Genomic DNA, 15,117 nt, shown 5'->3' on the forward strand with positions numbered 1-15,117 from the left:
GTCCGTCCCGCTCGTGCCCGGTTACCGGTTCGCAGAGGCCACCGACGGCGACGGCACGGCGACCGATCCGCTGCCGGGGGTGAAGTCGGCCGGGATCGGCCGGCCCGGGTAGTACCGCTCCTGGAGGCGGCTCCAGGTGCCGTCGGCGATCACCTGGTCGAGGCCCTTGTCCAACGCCTCGCGCAGCCTGTCGTTGCCCTTCGCCACCGCGTACGCCGTCGGCGCGGGGCTGAGCTGCTTCGCCGCGACCTTGATCTTGCCGGTGCTGTCGGCCGCGGACTTGTCGCCGATCTCGGCCGGTGCGATCCAGGCGTCGGCGGTGCCGGCCTTGAGCTGGTTGACCGCGCCGTTGTAGTCGGGCACCCGCACCGGGTTCAGCTTCTCCCTCGTGGCGAAGTCGTCCTGCACGGTGCCCTGGACCACCACCACGCGCTTGCCGGCGAGCTGGTCGAAGCCGGTGATCGCGGAGCCGGCCGGCACGTCCAGGCCGAAGTAGCCGAAGTCGTAGCCGTTGCCGAAGTCGACGGTCTTCTTCCGCGCCTCGGTGACCGTGATCGAGGAGCTGCCCACGTCGAACTTGCGGTTGTCGACCTGGGCGAGCAGCGCGGAGAAGTCGGTGCCGACGAACTCCACCCTCAGACCGACCTTGCCGGCGACGGCCCGCAGCAGGTCGTTGTCGAAGCCGGTGAACTCGCCGTCCTTGAGGAAGACGTTCGGCGGGGCGTCGGTGAGCGTGCCGGCCCGGATCACGCCGGGTTGCAGCAGGCCGTACGGGTTGTCGGCCGCGTCGCCGGCCGATCCGCCGCAGGCGGTCAGCGCGGTGGCGGCGAGCACGGCGGCGGCGCCGAGCGCGGCGACGCGGGTCAGGGCGGTACGGATACGCACGATGTCTCTCCAGAGTGGACGGACACGCGGGACGCGTGCCGGTGCCGGCGCCGCCGGGCACGGCGGAGCCGGAAGGGTGGATCGGGGAAGGGTGGAGCGGTCGCTCAGCGCGCGTCGCGACAGCGGTCGCTGCACACCCGCATCAGGTCGACGTGGCGACGCCTGACCAGCGCGAGGCCGACCCGGATGGGGGGTGGTGCGAACATGGGTCTCCCTGGTCCGTCGGTGCTGACCTGGGTGCCAGGCCACGCTTGCGCCGGCTGCGGCCGGCGCCTGGTCCTCACCCGGAGCACCCCACCGTGGCGGAGGGTTGCCGGCCAGCGAGCCGGGGCTTGACGCTGGCGCTCATGACCTGCCGAAAGGCTAGCAGCACCGGTGCGCCGGTCGTCCAGCCGTTATGACCACCCTCACGGCCGTGCCTTACCGGGCGGCTCCGGCCGCCGGGACGCAGAATGGCCGGATGACCTCCCCGCGGGTGACCCTCGACGATCTCGGCGCCTGGCTGATCAAGGGCAACGCGGAGCAGACGGACCTGGCCGCCCGCTTCGCCGCCGATCCGCGGGTGGCCGGCTGGTGCGTGCGTCCCGGCTACCGGATCCGCCTGATGCGCGCCGGTCAGCCGGTGGTGTTCTGGGCCAGCGGCAGCCGGGGCCGACTCCGGTACGGCGTGTGGGGCCTGGGCCGGGTGGCCGGCGACCCGCGGCCGGGGGAGCCGGGCGGGCCGTGGACGCTGCCGCTGGACCTGACCGTCCTCGACGAGCCGCTGCGGGTGCGCCGTGCCGTGCTGCGCGCCGACCCCCGGCTGGCCGGCGCGGAGGTCTTCCGGCAGCCGCAGGCGGCGAACCCGTCCTACCTGACCGTCGCGCAGTTCGCCGCCGTGCGGGAGTACCTGCCGGACTAGCTCTTGCTATGCAACAAAGTGCATAGCAAGATGGCCGGCATGTCGCTGGAGCACGCCATCCTCGTCTCGCTGCTGGAGCAACCCGCCTCCGGCTACGAGCTGGCGCGTCGCTTCGACCGCTCGATCGGGCGCTTCTGGACCGCCACGCACCAGCAGATCTACCGGGTCCTCAAGCAGCTCGCCGAGGACGACCGGATCACCGGTGAGGAGATCGGTCAGGAGAGCCTGCCGGACAAGAAGCTCTGGTCGGTCACCCCGACCGGCCGGGCCGCGCTGGTCGGCTGGCTGCACGCCCCGGTGCGGCCGGAGGCGGTCCGGCACGAACTGGCCGTCAAGATCCGGGGCGCCGCGTTCGACGACGCGGCCGGGCGCGCGCTCCTGGTCGCCGAGGTCGAGCGCTACCGCGCCGACCACCAGACCGTCCTCGCCGGCTACCTGGCCGGCGAGCGCCGCGACTTCGGCTCCGCCGCACCCGACGCCCGGGCGGCGTTGCAGCACGTGGTGCTGCGCGGCGGCATCGCGTACGAGCGGATGGTGCTGGCCTGGCTGGACGACGTCCTGGCCACCCTCCGCGACCTCGACCCGGAAAGGCCCCCCGCGTGAGCGACCCGCTGCTGTTCCACCCGCACCACTACGCCCCCGCCGACCTCGACGAGACCTCGCGGCGGCTGCTGCGCGCCACCATCGACTGGTTCGAGACCCGGGGCAAGCGCGCCCTGGTCGACAGCTACCACGCCCGCGAGTGGTACGCCGACTTCCTCGACTTCGCCGCCCGGGAACGCCTCTTCGCCACGTTCCTCACCCCGTCCGCCGACGGCGGCGGCGACGCCGACAAGCGCTGGGACACCGCCCGCAACGCCGCGCTCAGCGAGATCCTCGGCTTCTACGGGCTCGGCTACTGGTACACCTGGCAGGTCACCGTGCTCGGCCTCGGGCCGGTGTGGCAGAGCGGCAACGCCGCCGCCCGGGCCCGCGCCGCCGAGCTGCTCGACCAGGGGCACGTGATGGCCTTCGGCCTCTCCGAGCGTCCGCACGGCGCCGACATCTACGCCACCGACATGCTGCTCACCCCCGACGGCGCGGGTGGTTTCCGGGCCACCGGCGGCAAGTACTACATCGGCAACGGCAACGTCGCCGGGCTGGTCTCGGTCTTCGGCCGGCGCGCCGACGTCGAGGGCCCCGAGGGGTACGTGTTCTTCGCCGCCGACAGCCGGCACCCGGCGTACCGGCTGGTCCGCAACGTGGTCGCCGCCCAGATGTACGTCTCCGAGTTCCGGCTGGAGGACTACCCGGTGCGCGCCGAGGACGTGCTGCACACCGGGCCGGCCGCGTTCGACGCCGCGCTGAACACGGTCAACGTCGGCAAGTTCAACCTCTGCACCGCGTCCGTCGGCATCTGCGAGCACGCCATGTACGAGGCGGTCAGCCACGCCCACGGCCGGGTGCTGTACGGCCGGCGGGTCACCGACTTCCCGCACGTGCGCCGCGAGCTGACCGACGCGTACGCCCGGCTGGTGGCGATGAAGCTGTTCAGCGACCGGGCGGTCGACTACTTCCGCTCGGCCGGCCCGGACGACCGCCGCTACCTGTTGTTCAACCCGATGACCAAGATGAAGGTCACCACCGAGGGCGAGAAGGTGATCGACCTGCTCTGGGACGTCATCGCCGCCAAGGGCTTCGAGGCCGACACCTACTTCGACAAGGCCGCCAAGGACATCCGTGGCCTGCCGAAGCTGGAGGGCACCGTCCACGTCAACCTGGCGCTGATCCTCAAGTTCATGCCGAACTACCTGTTCCGGCCCACCGACCACCCGGCGGTGCCGACCCGGCGGGACGCGGCCGACGACGCGTTCCTGTTCCGGCAGGGCCCGGCGCGCGGCCTCGGCGCGATCCGGTTCCACGACTGGCGCGCCGCCTACGACGCGCACGCCCACCTGCCCAACGTGGCCCGGTTCCGGGAACAGGCCGACGGGCTGGTCACGCTGCTCGCCGCGCACGCGCCGGACGAGACGCAGCAGCGCGACCTGGACTTCCTGCTCACCATTGGCCAGCTCTTCGCGCTGGTGGTCTACGGTCAGCTCGTCCTGGAGCAGGCGGAGCTGACCGGTCTCGACCCGGACCTGCTCGACGAGATCTTCGACCTGCTGGTCCGGGACTTCTCCGGCTACGCCACCGAGCTGCACGGCAAGCCCGCCACCACCGACGAGCAGGCCGCCTGGGCGCTCGCCCACATCCGCCGCCCGGTGGTCGACGCCGATCGCAGCGCCCGGACGTGGCAGCGGGTGGCCGACCTGGCCGGCGCGTACGAGATGCGACAGTGAACGGCGAAATCGGCGGGCGGGACCGCGCGGTGGGCCGGTAGGTTGCACGAATGTTCGCGCTTGCCCTGACCGACGACGCCGAGCTGCGACCGTTGCAGCCCTGGCACGCCGACGAGTTCCTCGCCAACCTCGACCGCTGCCGGGAGCACATCGCGCCCTGGGTCGGCGCGTCCTTCGTGGCCACCGACGCCGAGTCGGCCCGCCGGGTCCTCCAGGCGTACGCGGACCGGTGGGCCCGCGACGACGGCGGGATCTGGGGCATCTGGCAGCGCGGCACGCTCGTCGGTGGCGTGCTGCTGGTGTCGCTGAGCACGGCGCGCGGCGTCTGCGAGGCCGGCTGCTGGCTGGAGGCGGACGCGGAGGGCCAGGGCCTGGTCACCCGGGCCGCCCGGGTGGTCATCGACTGGGCGGTCCGGGAGCGCGGCATCCACCGCGTCGAGTGGGTGACCCGGGCCGGCAACGAGCGCAGCATCGCGGTCGCCCGCCGGCTCGGCATGCGTCGCGACGGGGTGCTCCGGGACGCCGCGCCGGTGCCGGAGGGCCGGGCGGACATGGAGGTCTGGTCGGTGCTGGCGCCGGAATGGACGGCCTGAGAACGGTTCTTGTCGTACCCGGACGTCAACATGTGTCCATGGCTGTCCCCGCACTGGCCGACCGGTCCCCCCAGCCGCGCGCCCTGCCGCTGCGCGAGGTCCGCACCCGGCTCACCCAACTCGTCTCCCTCGCCGAGCTGACCGACACCGTCACCGTCGTCACGCGTGACGGCGATCCCCGGCCGATCGCCGCGATCGTGCCCGCCCCGGCCGCCCGCACCGGGGCCCAGGCCCGGGCCGACGCGGAGCGGATCGCCGCGATCAGCGCCGGCTGGGCCCGCCGCCTGGAGGAGCTGCACCGGCAGTCCAGCCGGCGGCACGCCGCCGAGCTGCGGGCCCTCACCGACGCGCTCGCCGAGGCGTGGGCCGAGCTGGACCGGCGCGCGCCGGCCGGCGACGCGGCCCTCACCCGGCTCCGCGCCGCCCACGCCGACCTGCTGCGCTCCTGACCGGCCGGGCCGACCGACGCCCGGCGGCAAGCGCCGCCCGTGCCTCGCCCGAGGGTCAGGCGCCACCGGTCCCGTCGCCCGGGTCGTCCGCACCACGCGCCCGACCCGGGAGCCGCCCGGCCCGACCCGGCCGGCGCCGCCGCGCCGCGCGCACCCCCGTGGCGCGCGGCACGACGGCCGTCCGAGCGGCGGCCCGAGTGACCGCCGCCGCTTCCGGGCGCGTCCCGGCCGCCGCCGTTCCCGGCTCGACCCGGCCGCTGCCGTTCAGGGCTCGACCGGGCCGGCGGCGGCGTCGGCGCGCAAACCGTGCGCGGCCAGGTCGTCGGCCACCTCCAGGCCGAGGCGCACCCCGCCGACGTTCTGCCCGAGGTCGACCCGGCCGTCGTCGTCGAGCGCGAACGCGTCGAACGACCAGTGCACGCCCAGATAGACGCGGCTCAGGCCGTTCTCCTCGATCATCTGCCACAACCCGTCCGGGAAGCGGCGGGCCCAGCGCGGCCGGACCGTGCCGGCGTTGTCCACGCTGACGCCGTTCAGCTCGTCGGAGACGAACTCCAGCCCGTCGGCGAGGTCGTCCGGGCCGCGCCCGCCGCGCCCGTGGAACTGGCGCACCGTCTGCAACGCCGCCGCGCCGAACGTGGCGTGGCCGGAGGGGTACGCCGGGAAGTTCGGCGTCCGGTTCTTCTGCCCGACGCTGTTGGTGTTCGGTGCGCCCAACGGCAGCCAGCCGATGTCGCCGGCCGGGTCGAGCGCGGCGTCACCGGTGCCGGTCGGCCCCAACGAGCTGTCGTGCTCCCGGATGCCGAGCACCGGTCGCCACAGGTCGTGGCGGTACTTCTCCGCCCAGCAGAGGATGCCGGCGTCGGCCATCGCGGCGTTGACGAGCGCGAAGAGCCGCGCGTTGCGGGCCGTGTCGTGGCCCTGGGCCCGAGCCACGGCCCGGACGATCTGGTTGTAGAACCGGGGCGGGGTGCCGATGCCGCGCGCGCCGTCGTAGGCCCAGAACAGCCCGACGGCGGTCTCGGCGGCGGTCCGGCGCGGCAGCCGGTCCGGCAGCGTGCCGGCCAGGTGCGGCGCGACGCCCTTGCCCCGCACCTGGCGCAGCGCCCGCTCGTACGCCCGGTCGCCCGGGCGCGGCGGTGCGTCGAGTTGGTGCCGGGTGGTCACCGCGAAGCAGCGTGACCGCGCGCCGTAGAAGGGCGCGTGGTAGCCCTGCCCCGGGTTGTCCGGGTCCACGCGGTGGTGCGGGCGCGCCAGGGACGGCACGTAGCCGTCGTCGCCGAGACGGGGGTCGCCGGCCCGCAGCCGCAGCACCTCCTCGGCGACCCGTCGGCCGTAGGCGTGCCCGGCCGCGTCGTGCTTGCCGGCGACCAGGCCCGCGGCGAGGTGCCGGGCCTCGAAGAACGCCCGCTGTGCCGGGTGCAGGACGGCCAGCGTGGTCCGGGCCGCGGCCGCCACGGCGCTGTCCGGGTCCGCGTCGGCGGGTGGCTCCGGCAGCCGGTCGCCCAGCCACGGCTCGTACGCCCCGGTGAGACCGACGTACGCGTCGTGCATGGCCAGGTGGACGATGGCCAGCGCGCGGGCGCTGCCCACCGGTCCCTGCGAGTGCGCCTCGGTGACGTCGCCGGTGGTGTGGGTGACCCGGTTCGCCTCCAGGGCCACCTCGTTCCAGTACAGGATCTGATCCACGATTTCCCCCGTCGTGATCCGTTGTCGAATGGCGGCGGCAATGCCGTTTCCGCAACGGATCACGGTGCGGGAAAATGGGCGCGCGCCAGCACGTCCGGAATGCCGTCCGGATCGGTGACGTGCGGAAAGTCGTTTCCCCGTCGAGCCCCCGTTGCGAACCGGCGCCCCACTGCTCAGGTGGTCCGCCGCGCCGTCGTCGAAATGCGAATCGACGTCGGCTCATCCATGGTTGCGGCGGCCGACGCGAGGGGTCAAGGTGAGGCGCGGATAAATGTGGCGACTGTCGGGGAGTAAGCAGTCGAGCAATTCGTGCAACCGAATGGCGGGCTCACGTCGTCGCAGGTCACGACGACGCCCGGGCGGTCGGGCCACCCGGGCGTCGTCGGCGGTGGTCAGTCCCGGCCGCGTTCGGCGCGGTAACGGCGGATCAGCTCCGCGGTCGAGGTGTCCACCTCGGCCAGATCCGGCGCCGATCCGGTGAGCTTCGGGGCGAGCTGGTTGGCCATCACCTTGCCCAGTTCCACGCCCCACTGGTCGAAGGCGTTGATGTCCCAGACCGCGGCCTCGGTGAAGACGATGTGCTCGTAGAGCGCGATGAGCTGGCCCAGGGTCGCCGGGGTGAGCTTCGGGGCCAGGATCGAGGTGGTCGGGTGGTTGCCCGCCATCACCCGGTGCGGCACCACGTCGGCCGCGGTGCCCTCGGCCTCCACCTGCTCCCGGGTGCGCCCGAACGCCAGCGCGGCGGTCTGGGCGAAGAAGTTCGACATGAACAGGTCGTGCATGTCGCCCAGGTCGTGGTTGGGCCGGCTGAACGCGATGAAGTCCGCCGGGATCAGCCGGGTGCCCTGGTGGATGAGCTGGTAGAAGGCGTGCTGACCGTTGGTGCCGGGCTCACCCCAGAAGATCTCCCCGGTCGGGTACGTCACCGGGGAGCCGTCGACGCGTACCGACTTGCCGTTGCTCTCCATGGTGAGCTGCTGGAGGTAGGCCGGGAACCGGTGCAGGTACTGCGCGTAGGGAAGCACGGCGTGGGTCTCCGCGCCGAGGAAGTCCGAATACCACACGTTGAGCAGCCCGAGCAGCGCCGGCACGTTGCGCTCCACCGGAGTCGAGCGGAAGTGCTCGTCGACGGCGTGGTAACCGGCCAGCATCTCGCGGAACCGGTCCGGGCCGATCGCCAGCATCACCGACAACCCGACCGCCGAGGGCAGCGAGTACCGCCCGCCCACCCAGTCCCAGAAGCCGAACATGTTCTCCGGATCGATGCCGAAGTCACGCACCCGCTGCTCGTTGGTGCTGACCGCGACGAAGTGCCGGGCGACCGCGTCGTCGTCCGCGTCCAGCCCGGCGAGCAGCCAGCGTCGTGCCTGGTCGGCGTTGGCCAGCGTCTCCTGGGTGGAGAACGTCTTCGAGACCACCACGAACAGCGTGCGCGCCGGATCCAGGTCGGCGGTCTTGTCGTGGATGTCGGTCGGGTCGATGTTGGACACGAACCGGCAGGAGATCCCCGCGTCCCGGTACGCCTTCAACGCCTCGTACGCCATCACCGGACCCAGGTCGGAGCCGCCGATGCCGATGTTGACGACGGTGGTGATCCGCTCACCGGTGTGGCCGCGCCACCCGCCGGAGCGCACCCGGTCGGCGAACGCCGACATCCGGTCCAGCACGGCGTGCACGTCGGCGACGACGTCCTGGCCGTCCACGTGCAGCGTGGCGTCCCGGGGCAGGCGCAGCGCGGTGTGCAGCACGGCGCGGTCCTCGGTGACGTTGATGTGCCGGCCGGCGAACATGGCCGCGATCCGCTCGGCGAGGCCGACCCGCTCGGCGAGCGCGGTGAGCAGCGCGACCGTCTCGTCGGTGACCAGGTTCTTGCTGTAGTCCACGTGCAGGTCGGCGACCTCGCCGGTGAGCCGCTCGCCCCGCTGCCCGTCGGCGGCGAAGAGGTCGCGCAGGTGGGTGGCGCGCATCGCCTCGGCGTGCTTGCGCAGCGCCTGCCATTCGTCGGTGGTGGTGACGTCCACAGCCATCGGGTCGATCTTCTCCTTCACGACGGGGCGGTCGGCGGGCCTTCGCCGGCGACCCCACCAGCCTGCCATCCGGGGCCGGTCACCGCGACGCGACCCGGCATCGCCCCACCTGGTGGGCGCCTCCCACGCGGCGTCGAACCCGACACGAACCCGGCACGTCCGTTCGACACGCCGGTCACTGGCTGACACCTGTCGATCGCCGAACGTAATATCCTGCTGCCCGGTCCCCGTGTGGGAGGTGCCATGGCCCGAGTGGTCCACCCTCGTCCCCCGTCCGATCCGGACGGGCCGGCCGACGAGTCGGCGCTGCCGGAGCTGGTCGATCCGCACTGGATGCACCGGGCCACCGAGCTGGCCCACACCGGCTTCTGGTCGGTGGCCCGTCGGCTGCCCGCGCTGGTCCGCGAGGCGGTCGGCCTGGCGTGGGCGACCAGCCGCCGGGACACCGCGGCGTCGCTCGGCCTCAACGTGGCCGCCGGGGTGCTCACCACGCTCGGCCTGCTCGCCACCACCGGTGTGCTCCAGCAGCTCTTCGCGGCCGGTCCGACGCCGGCCCGGATCCGGGCGGCGCTGCCCGCCCTGGTGCTTGCCGCGGCGGCCGTCGCCGCGCGTGGCGCGCTGATCGTCGCGGCCGGGTGGGCGCAGGCCCGGCTCATCCCGCAGATCAACTACGCGGTGGAGCGCCGGCTGTTCGAGACCACCTCGGCGGTCGAGCTGGCCGCCTTCGACGACCCGGGGTTCGCCGAGGAGATGGACCGGGCCCGCGACCGCGGCCTGGCCGAGGCCGGGTCCCTGGTCGACGACACGGTCAACCTGGTCACCGGCGTGGTGGGGGTGGTGGCCACCGCCGTCGCGGTGGCCGTCATCCACCCGTTGCTGCTGCCCTGTCTGCTCGTCGCCGCCGTGCCGGAGGCGGTGACGGCGGTGCGGATGGCCCGCCGGCAGCACGTCGACTGGCTCGCCCGGATCACCCGGCGCCGCCGCAAGTGGATGCTGGGCGACCTGATGGCCAACCGGCACACCGCGGCCGAGATCCGCGCCTACCAGATGCGCGACTTCCTGCTCTCGGAGTACCGCCTGATGACGCGTCTGGAGACCCGGGCCGAGCTGCGCCTGGCCCGGGCTCAGACGATCACTCGGGGTGTCGGCCTGTCCGTCACCGGAATCGCCACCTTCGGGCTCTACCTGGTGCTGGGCGCGTTGCTCGTGGGAGGCGTGGTGGCGCTCGCGGCGGCGGCCACCGCGCTGCTCGCCCTCCAGTCCGCGCGTGGCAGCCTGCGCACCGCGATCTTCGCCACCAACTCGCTCTACGAGGACGCCCTCTACTACCAGGACTACCGGGACTTCCTCGACCGGGCCGACCGGCGGGTCCCGGCCGGTGGCGAGCGGCCGGTCGACGGGTTCGACCGCCTGGAGCTCGACCGGGTCAGCCTGCGGTACCCGGACACCGAGGGTGCCGCCGTCGACGAGGTGAGCCTCACGGTCCGGCGCGGCGAGGTGGTCGCGCTGGTGGGGGAGAACGGCTCCGGCAAGACCACGCTGGCCAAGCTGATCGCCGGCCTCTACCGGCCCACCGACGGCACGATCCGCTGGGACGGGGTGGACGTCGCCGAGCTGGACCCGCGCCAGGTCGCCGCCCAGGTCGCGGTGATGAGCCAGGACTGGTGGAAGTTCCCGTTCACCGCCCGGCAGAACATCCGGGTCGGTCGCCACGACCGGGGCGGGCGGCCCGGTCCCACGGTGGAGGCCGCCGCCCGGGCCGCCGCCGCGCACGACATGCTCAGCGAGCTGCCGTTCGGGTACGACACGCTGCTGGACCGGCAGTTCAAGGACGGTCAGGACCTGTCGGGCGGGCAGTGGCAGCGGCTGGTGGCCGCCCGCAGCCTCTACCGCGACGCCCGGCTGCTGATCTGCGACGAGCCCTCCGCCGCGCTGGACGCGCGCGCCGAGCACGCCCTCTTCGCGCACCTGCGGCGGCACCCGGAACGGGCCGTCGTGCTGATCACCCACCGGCTGGCCAACGTGCGGCACGCCGACCGGATCTTCGTGCTGGACCACGGTCGCCTCGTCCAGCAGGGCGACCACGACACGCTGATGGCCGCCGACGGCCCGTACCGGCAGCTGTTCGAACTACAGGCGGCTGGTTACCTGGCCGGCGCCGGCGAGCCGGCCGCCGAGCGTTGACCGCCAGCTCACACGTGGGGCAGGATCGCCGGGATGCCCCGCCCCCGCCGAGCCGCCGTCGTCGTGTTGGCCCTGTTGACCGCCGGCTGCTCCGCGTCCGGGGCCGATCCCGCCGCGTCCACCGCCGCGCCCGGGTCCGCCGGCGTGTCGCCGGGTGCGCCGTCCGCCTCGACAGCGCCGTCGCCCGTGCCGGCCGCCCGGGCCGGGATCGGCGCCCGGCCGAGCGCCGCGGCCCGCCCGTGCACCGTGTTCCCGGCCGACAACGTCTGGCACGCCGACGTCTCCCGGCTGCCCGTGCACGCCCGGTCCAGCGCGATGATCGGCGCGATCGGGGCCGGCGCGACCGTGCACGCCGACTTCGGCTCCGGGCAGTGGGCGGGCGCGCCGATCGGCATCCCGGTCACCGTCGTCGCGGCCGGGCAGCGGAAGGTCCCGGTCACCTTCGGGTACGCCGACGAGAGTGACCCGGGGCCGTACCCGGTCCCGCCCGACGCGAAGGTCGAGGGCGGCCCGGCCGGCACCGGCGACCGGCACGTGATCGTCTGGGACCGGGCCGCCTGCCGCGCGTACGAGCTGTTCGACGCGCACCGCTCCGGCGCCGGCTGGCGGGCCGGCTCGGGCGCGGTCTTCGACCTGCGGGCGAATCGGATGCGGCCGGCCGGCTGGACCTCCGCCGACGCCGCCGGGCTGTCCGTGCTCGCCGGGCTGGTCCGCTACGAGGAGGTGGCCGCCGGTCGGATCGACCACGCGATCCGGGTGACCGTGCCGCGTACCCGGATCGGTTGGACGTGGCCGGCCGGTCACTCCGCCTCGTCGGCCACCGACCCCGCCCTGCCGCAGCTCGGTCAGCGGCTGCGGCTCAAACGCTCGGTCGACCTGTCCGGGCTGCCCCGGCAGGCCCTGATCGTGGCCGAGGCGATGCGCCGCCACGGGCTGATCGTGGCCGACCACGGCTCGGCCTGGTTCGTCTCCGGCGCACCGGATCCCCGCTGGGACAACGACGCGTTGCACGCGCTGGGCCGCCTGCGCGGCAGCGACTTCGAGGTGGTGGACGCCGCCGGCCTGATGGCCGACCCGAAGTCGGCCGCCGTCCGCTGAACCCCGCCGTCCACCGAACCCGGTCGACGCGGCCCGGCGGAGCGCCCACACTGTCCGGATGGAACACCGTGACCTGGTCCGGGTGAGCAGACGGATGTCGCTGGCGTTGCGGCACCGCCCCGACCGGTTCGGCCTGACGCTCGACCGGGCCGGCTGGGTGCCGGTCACCGACCTGCTCGCCGCGATGCGGATCAGCCGCGTCGAGCTGGACGCCGTGGTCGCCGGCAACGACAAGCAACGCTTCGCGGTGGAGCCCGGCCCGGACGGGGGCGACCGGATCCGCGCCAACCAGGGCCACTCGGTCCCGGTCGACCTCGGTCTGACGCCGGCGACGCCGCCCGGCCGGCTCTACCACGGCACCGCCGACGAGGTGCTGGACGCGATCCGGACCGAAGGGCTGCGGCGGGGACGCCGGCACCACGTACACCTGTCGCCGGACGTGGCGACGGCCCGGCGGGTCGGCGCGCGGCGCTCCGGCGCGGTGGTCGTGCTCGCGGTCGACGCCGCCACCATGGCCGACCACGGCTACCTGTTCTACCGGTCGGCGAACGGGGTGTGGCTGACCGACACCGTCCCGCCCGGCTACCTGACCGTCAGCACGCCGTGACCGGGTGCGCCACCACGGCGTCGAAGGCGTAGGCCAGCGTGTTCGGCTCGGCCCGGTCGGGCTGGCCGGCGCCGGTGCGGTCGGTGGCGCGGGCCCGCAGCGTGTGCCGGCCGGCGACCGGTGGGCGCCAGCGCGCGGTCCAGCGCTGCCAGGAGCCGCCCCGGTCGGCGGCCACCAGGTCGGCCGCGCGCCACCCGTCGCCGGTGTCCACCTCGACCCGTTCGATCGGGCCGGTGCCGGACCAGGACCGGCCGCGCAGCAGCAGCTCCTCGCCGGCCGGCACCCGCGCGTCCCAGGCCAGCTCGAACGCGCTCTTCACCGGCTGCGCGTCGAGCACCGCGCCGCCGTCCGGGTGACCGGGGCCGAACAGCCGGTAGAACCGGGTGTTCCAGGGTGAGAACAGCGGCGTGGTGGAGACCTCCACCGGCCCCACCCACTTGATCGAGGAGATGCCGATCCAGCCGGGCACCACCACCCGCACCGGGAAGCCGTGGTCGGCCGGCAGCGGCGCGCCGTTCATCTCGTACGCCAGCAGCACGTCGTCGAGCGCCTTGGCGACCGGCAGCGGCCGGCGGACCCGGCCCAGGTCGATCCCGCCGGTGACGTAGTGCGGGTCCAGGCCCTCGGGCATCACGTCGACCGCGTCGTCGCGCAGGCCGGCCCGGCGCAGCACGGTGCCGAGCCGGACGCCGCGCCAGTGGGCCACGCCCACACCGCCCAGCCCCCAGGCCACGCCCGGGGCCGGCTCGCCCTGCTGCGCGGCGAAGAACCGCCGCCCGTTGCCGGCACACTCGACCAGCGCGGTGCTCTCCTCGGCCGGCAGCCGGCGCAGCTCGTCGAGGCTGAACTCCACCGGCGCGGTCCGGGTCGGCGCGCCGTGCAGCCCGTCGCCGAACAACGACAGTCGCCAGGTGGCCGGGTCGAGTCGCGGGGTGACGGTGTGGTTGCGGACGAAGAAGCGGTCGGTCGGGACCACGTACCCCTGACCGGCCATCGCCGACCAGTGCATCTCGGCGTTGGTGTCCAACCGACGCAGCAGCTCCGGTGGCAGCGGCTTGGCGATCGGCGGGTCGACGCCGACCGGGACGGCGGTCACCGCGACCGGCTCGCGTTCCGCGGCGGCGGCGGTGACCGCGGCCATGGCGGCGCCCAGCTCCCGCAACGCGTCACGGTCGACGCCGTCGCCGCGTGCCGCACCGGCGAGCCACTGCCGGCTCCGTTCGGCGTCGTGGGCGGCTTCGGTGGGGGACAGGCTCACGGGGACCTCCGGGCTCGGCGACACTGCCTTTCCTATTGAATCAGTAGGAGTTGACTGTCGTCGACGTGGGCCTTCCTCGCGCCGCGGCGCCTATCCCTGACAGGGAGTGGTTGGCGCAGGGCGGGGCTGGCGATACTTCGAGTCATGAACGCGAGAGGACAGCTCGGTGACTTCCTCCGGGCCCGGCGCTCCCAGCTACGGCCGGAAGACACCGGCGTGCCGACGTACGGGGAGCGGCGCCGGGTTCGCGGCCTGCGCCGCGAGGAACTCGCCCTGCTGGCCGGGGTGAGCGCGTCGTACTACTCCCGGTTGGAGCAGGGGCAGGCCGGGAACGCGTCACCCGAGGTGCTCGACGCGCTCGCCCGGGCACTGCGGCTCGACGACGCGGAACGCCGCCACCTGACCGAGTTGGCGGCCGGGACCCGTCGGCGGCCCGCCGTGCGCCGCCCGGCCCCGGAGCGGGTGAGCCCGGCGGTCCGCCAGCTCGTCGCGACGCTCGGTGACGTGCCGGTGGTGGTGCTCGGTCGCCGCGCCGACGTGCTGGCGTGGAACACCCCGGGGCACGCGCTGTTCGCCGGCCACCTGACTCCGGCGATCCCGGAGCGGCCGGACCGGCCCCCGAACATGGCCCGGCTGGTGTTCCTGGACGCGCACACCCGCGACCTGTACGCGGACTGGCCCACCAAGGCCCGCGCGGTGGTGGCGACGCTGCGGATGGCCTCCGGGCAGGATCCGGACGACCCGCTGATGGCCGCGCTGGTCGGCGAGTTGACCCTGCGGAGCCCGGAGTTCGCCGCCATGTGGGCCGACCACCGGGTGAAGGCCGGCGGCGACACCGTCCACCGGATGCGTCACCCGCTGGTCGGTGCCATGGACGTGACGCAGCAGGTCCTGCGGACCGAGGACGGTCAGACCGTCGTCGTCGCCACCACCGAACCCGGCTCGGCATCGCACGCGGCGATGACGTTGCTCGTGCACAGCGTCACCACCGTCCGTGCCGGCGCTGCGCGCCCGCCTGTCCGGCGCGAGTAGCACCACCCCGATCGTGCGACGCGAGGTGCTCCGCGAGGAGCGCCGGACCCGTCGCGCCCGTTTCACGCCCACC

General features: G+C 74.1%; 13 protein-coding genes and 1 riboswitch. Of the genes, 9 read left to right on the forward strand and 4 right to left on the reverse strand.

Features of this window, described 5'->3' with window-relative positions; translation table 11 throughout:
* Window positions 1-21 precede the first annotated feature (21 nt).
* The gene (locus ACZ6O5_RS02040; RefSeq protein ID WP_465974048.1) at window positions 22-885 is read right to left on the reverse strand and encodes an ABC transporter substrate-binding protein; all 864 of its coding nucleotides are present in this window, start codon (window positions 883-885) and stop codon (window positions 22-24) included.
* Window positions 886-1,127: 242 nt separating this feature from the next.
* Window positions 1,128-1,238: riboswitch (SAM riboswitch) on the reverse strand.
* Window positions 1,239-1,345: 107 nt separating this feature from the next.
* On the opposite strand from ACZ6O5_RS02040, the gene ACZ6O5_RS02045 reads away from it, so the two are divergent.
* From ACZ6O5_RS02045 to ACZ6O5_RS02065, 5 genes are read left to right on the forward strand one after another with little or no spacing between them, the layout of a single operon-like run.
* Window positions 1,346-1,786, forward strand: a complete 441-nt coding sequence (locus tag ACZ6O5_RS02045) for an EVE domain-containing protein (RefSeq protein ID WP_465974049.1) — start codon at window positions 1,346-1,348, stop codon at window positions 1,784-1,786.
* A gap of 39 nt (window positions 1,787-1,825) precedes the next feature.
* Entirely contained in the window at window positions 1,826-2,389 is a 564-nt protein-coding gene (locus ACZ6O5_RS02050) for a PadR family transcriptional regulator (protein ID WP_281941948.1), read from the forward strand.
* The gene (locus ACZ6O5_RS02055) at window positions 2,386-4,107 is read left to right on the forward strand and encodes an acyl-CoA dehydrogenase family protein (RefSeq protein WP_465974050.1); all 1,722 of its coding nucleotides are present in this window, start codon (window positions 2,386-2,388) and stop codon (window positions 4,105-4,107) included. Before ACZ6O5_RS02050 ends, ACZ6O5_RS02055 begins: the two co-directional genes overlap by 4 nt.
* A gap of 50 nt (window positions 4,108-4,157) precedes the next feature.
* The gene (locus ACZ6O5_RS02060) at window positions 4,158-4,700 is read left to right on the forward strand and encodes a GNAT family N-acetyltransferase (protein ID WP_107157374.1); all 543 of its coding nucleotides are present in this window, start codon (window positions 4,158-4,160) and stop codon (window positions 4,698-4,700) included.
* A gap of 38 nt (window positions 4,701-4,738) precedes the next feature.
* Window positions 4,739-5,149, forward strand: coding sequence for a type II toxin-antitoxin system Phd/YefM family antitoxin (locus tag ACZ6O5_RS02065; protein ID WP_465974051.1), 411 nt, complete (start codon window positions 4,739-4,741; stop codon window positions 5,147-5,149).
* A gap of 264 nt (window positions 5,150-5,413) precedes the next feature.
* On the opposite strand, the gene ACZ6O5_RS02070 is transcribed toward ACZ6O5_RS02065, so the two are convergent.
* Window positions 5,414-6,838, reverse strand: a complete 1,425-nt coding sequence (locus ACZ6O5_RS02070; RefSeq protein WP_465974052.1) for a vanadium-dependent haloperoxidase — start codon at window positions 6,836-6,838, stop codon at window positions 5,414-5,416.
* A gap of 392 nt (window positions 6,839-7,230) precedes the next feature.
* Window positions 7,231-8,865 (reverse strand): glucose-6-phosphate isomerase, encoded by a 1,635-nt coding sequence (gene pgi / locus ACZ6O5_RS02075; protein ID WP_465974053.1) that lies wholly within the window; start codon window positions 8,863-8,865, stop codon window positions 7,231-7,233.
* A gap of 243 nt (window positions 8,866-9,108) precedes the next feature.
* On the opposite strand from pgi, the gene ACZ6O5_RS02080 reads away from it, so the two are divergent.
* Genes ACZ6O5_RS02080 through ACZ6O5_RS02090 form a run of 3 tightly spaced genes read left to right on the forward strand, consistent with a single transcriptional unit; the run spans window position 9,109 to window position 12,754 of the window.
* Entirely contained in the window at window positions 9,109-11,049 is a 1,941-nt protein-coding gene (locus ACZ6O5_RS02080; protein WP_465974054.1) for an ABC transporter ATP-binding protein, read from the forward strand.
* A gap of 33 nt (window positions 11,050-11,082) precedes the next feature.
* The gene (locus ACZ6O5_RS02085; protein WP_465974055.1) at window positions 11,083-12,147 is read left to right on the forward strand and encodes a hypothetical protein; all 1,065 of its coding nucleotides are present in this window, start codon (window positions 11,083-11,085) and stop codon (window positions 12,145-12,147) included.
* Between the two features lie 58 nt (window positions 12,148-12,205).
* A complete protein-coding gene (locus ACZ6O5_RS02090; RefSeq protein WP_465974056.1) occupies window positions 12,206-12,754 on the forward strand; it encodes an RNA 2'-phosphotransferase in 549 nt (182 codons plus the stop codon).
* Here ACZ6O5_RS02090 and ACZ6O5_RS02095 read toward each other — a convergent pair.
* On the reverse strand, window positions 12,741-14,012 hold the full coding sequence (locus ACZ6O5_RS02095) for a sulfite oxidase (protein ID WP_465974057.1): 1,272 nt from the start codon (window positions 14,010-14,012) through the stop codon (window positions 12,741-12,743). The genes ACZ6O5_RS02090 and ACZ6O5_RS02095 overlap by 14 nt on opposite strands.
* Before the next feature lie 144 nt (window positions 14,013-14,156).
* Between ACZ6O5_RS02095 and ACZ6O5_RS02100 the strand changes: the two genes are divergently transcribed.
* Window positions 14,157-15,044, forward strand: a complete 888-nt coding sequence (locus tag ACZ6O5_RS02100) for a helix-turn-helix transcriptional regulator (protein ID WP_465974058.1) — start codon at window positions 14,157-14,159, stop codon at window positions 15,042-15,044.
* Window positions 15,045-15,117: the final 73 nt, after the last annotated feature.

The sequence above is a fragment of the Micromonospora sp. NPDC049201 genome (genome assembly GCF_055586805.1).

What these genes read in the sequence shown, in the direction of transcription:
- ACZ6O5_RS02045 (WP_465974049.1), top strand. Translation starts at nt 1,346, where the DNA reads ATGACCTCCCCGCGGGTGACCCTCGACGATCTCGGCGCCTGGCTGATC.
- ACZ6O5_RS02050 (WP_281941948.1), top strand. Translation starts at nt 1,826, where the DNA reads ATGTCGCTGGAGCACGCCATCCTCGTCTCGCTGCTGGAGCAACCCGCC.
- ACZ6O5_RS02060 (WP_107157374.1), top strand. Translation starts at nt 4,158, where the DNA reads ATGTTCGCGCTTGCCCTGACCGACGACGCCGAGCTGCGACCGTTGCAG.
- ACZ6O5_RS02065 (WP_465974051.1), top strand. Translation starts at nt 4,739, where the DNA reads ATGGCTGTCCCCGCACTGGCCGACCGGTCCCCCCAGCCGCGCGCCCTG.
- pgi (WP_465974053.1), bottom strand. Translation starts at nt 8,865, where the DNA reads ATGGCTGTGGACGTCACCACCACCGACGAATGGCAGGCGCTGCGCAAG.
- ACZ6O5_RS02080 (WP_465974054.1), top strand. Translation starts at nt 9,109, where the DNA reads ATGGCCCGAGTGGTCCACCCTCGTCCCCCGTCCGATCCGGACGGGCCG.
- ACZ6O5_RS02085 (WP_465974055.1), top strand. Translation starts at nt 11,083, where the DNA reads ATGCCCCGCCCCCGCCGAGCCGCCGTCGTCGTGTTGGCCCTGTTGACC.
- ACZ6O5_RS02090 (WP_465974056.1), top strand. Translation starts at nt 12,206, where the DNA reads ATGGAACACCGTGACCTGGTCCGGGTGAGCAGACGGATGTCGCTGGCG.
- ACZ6O5_RS02100 (WP_465974058.1), top strand. Translation starts at nt 14,157, where the DNA reads ATGAACGCGAGAGGACAGCTCGGTGACTTCCTCCGGGCCCGGCGCTCC.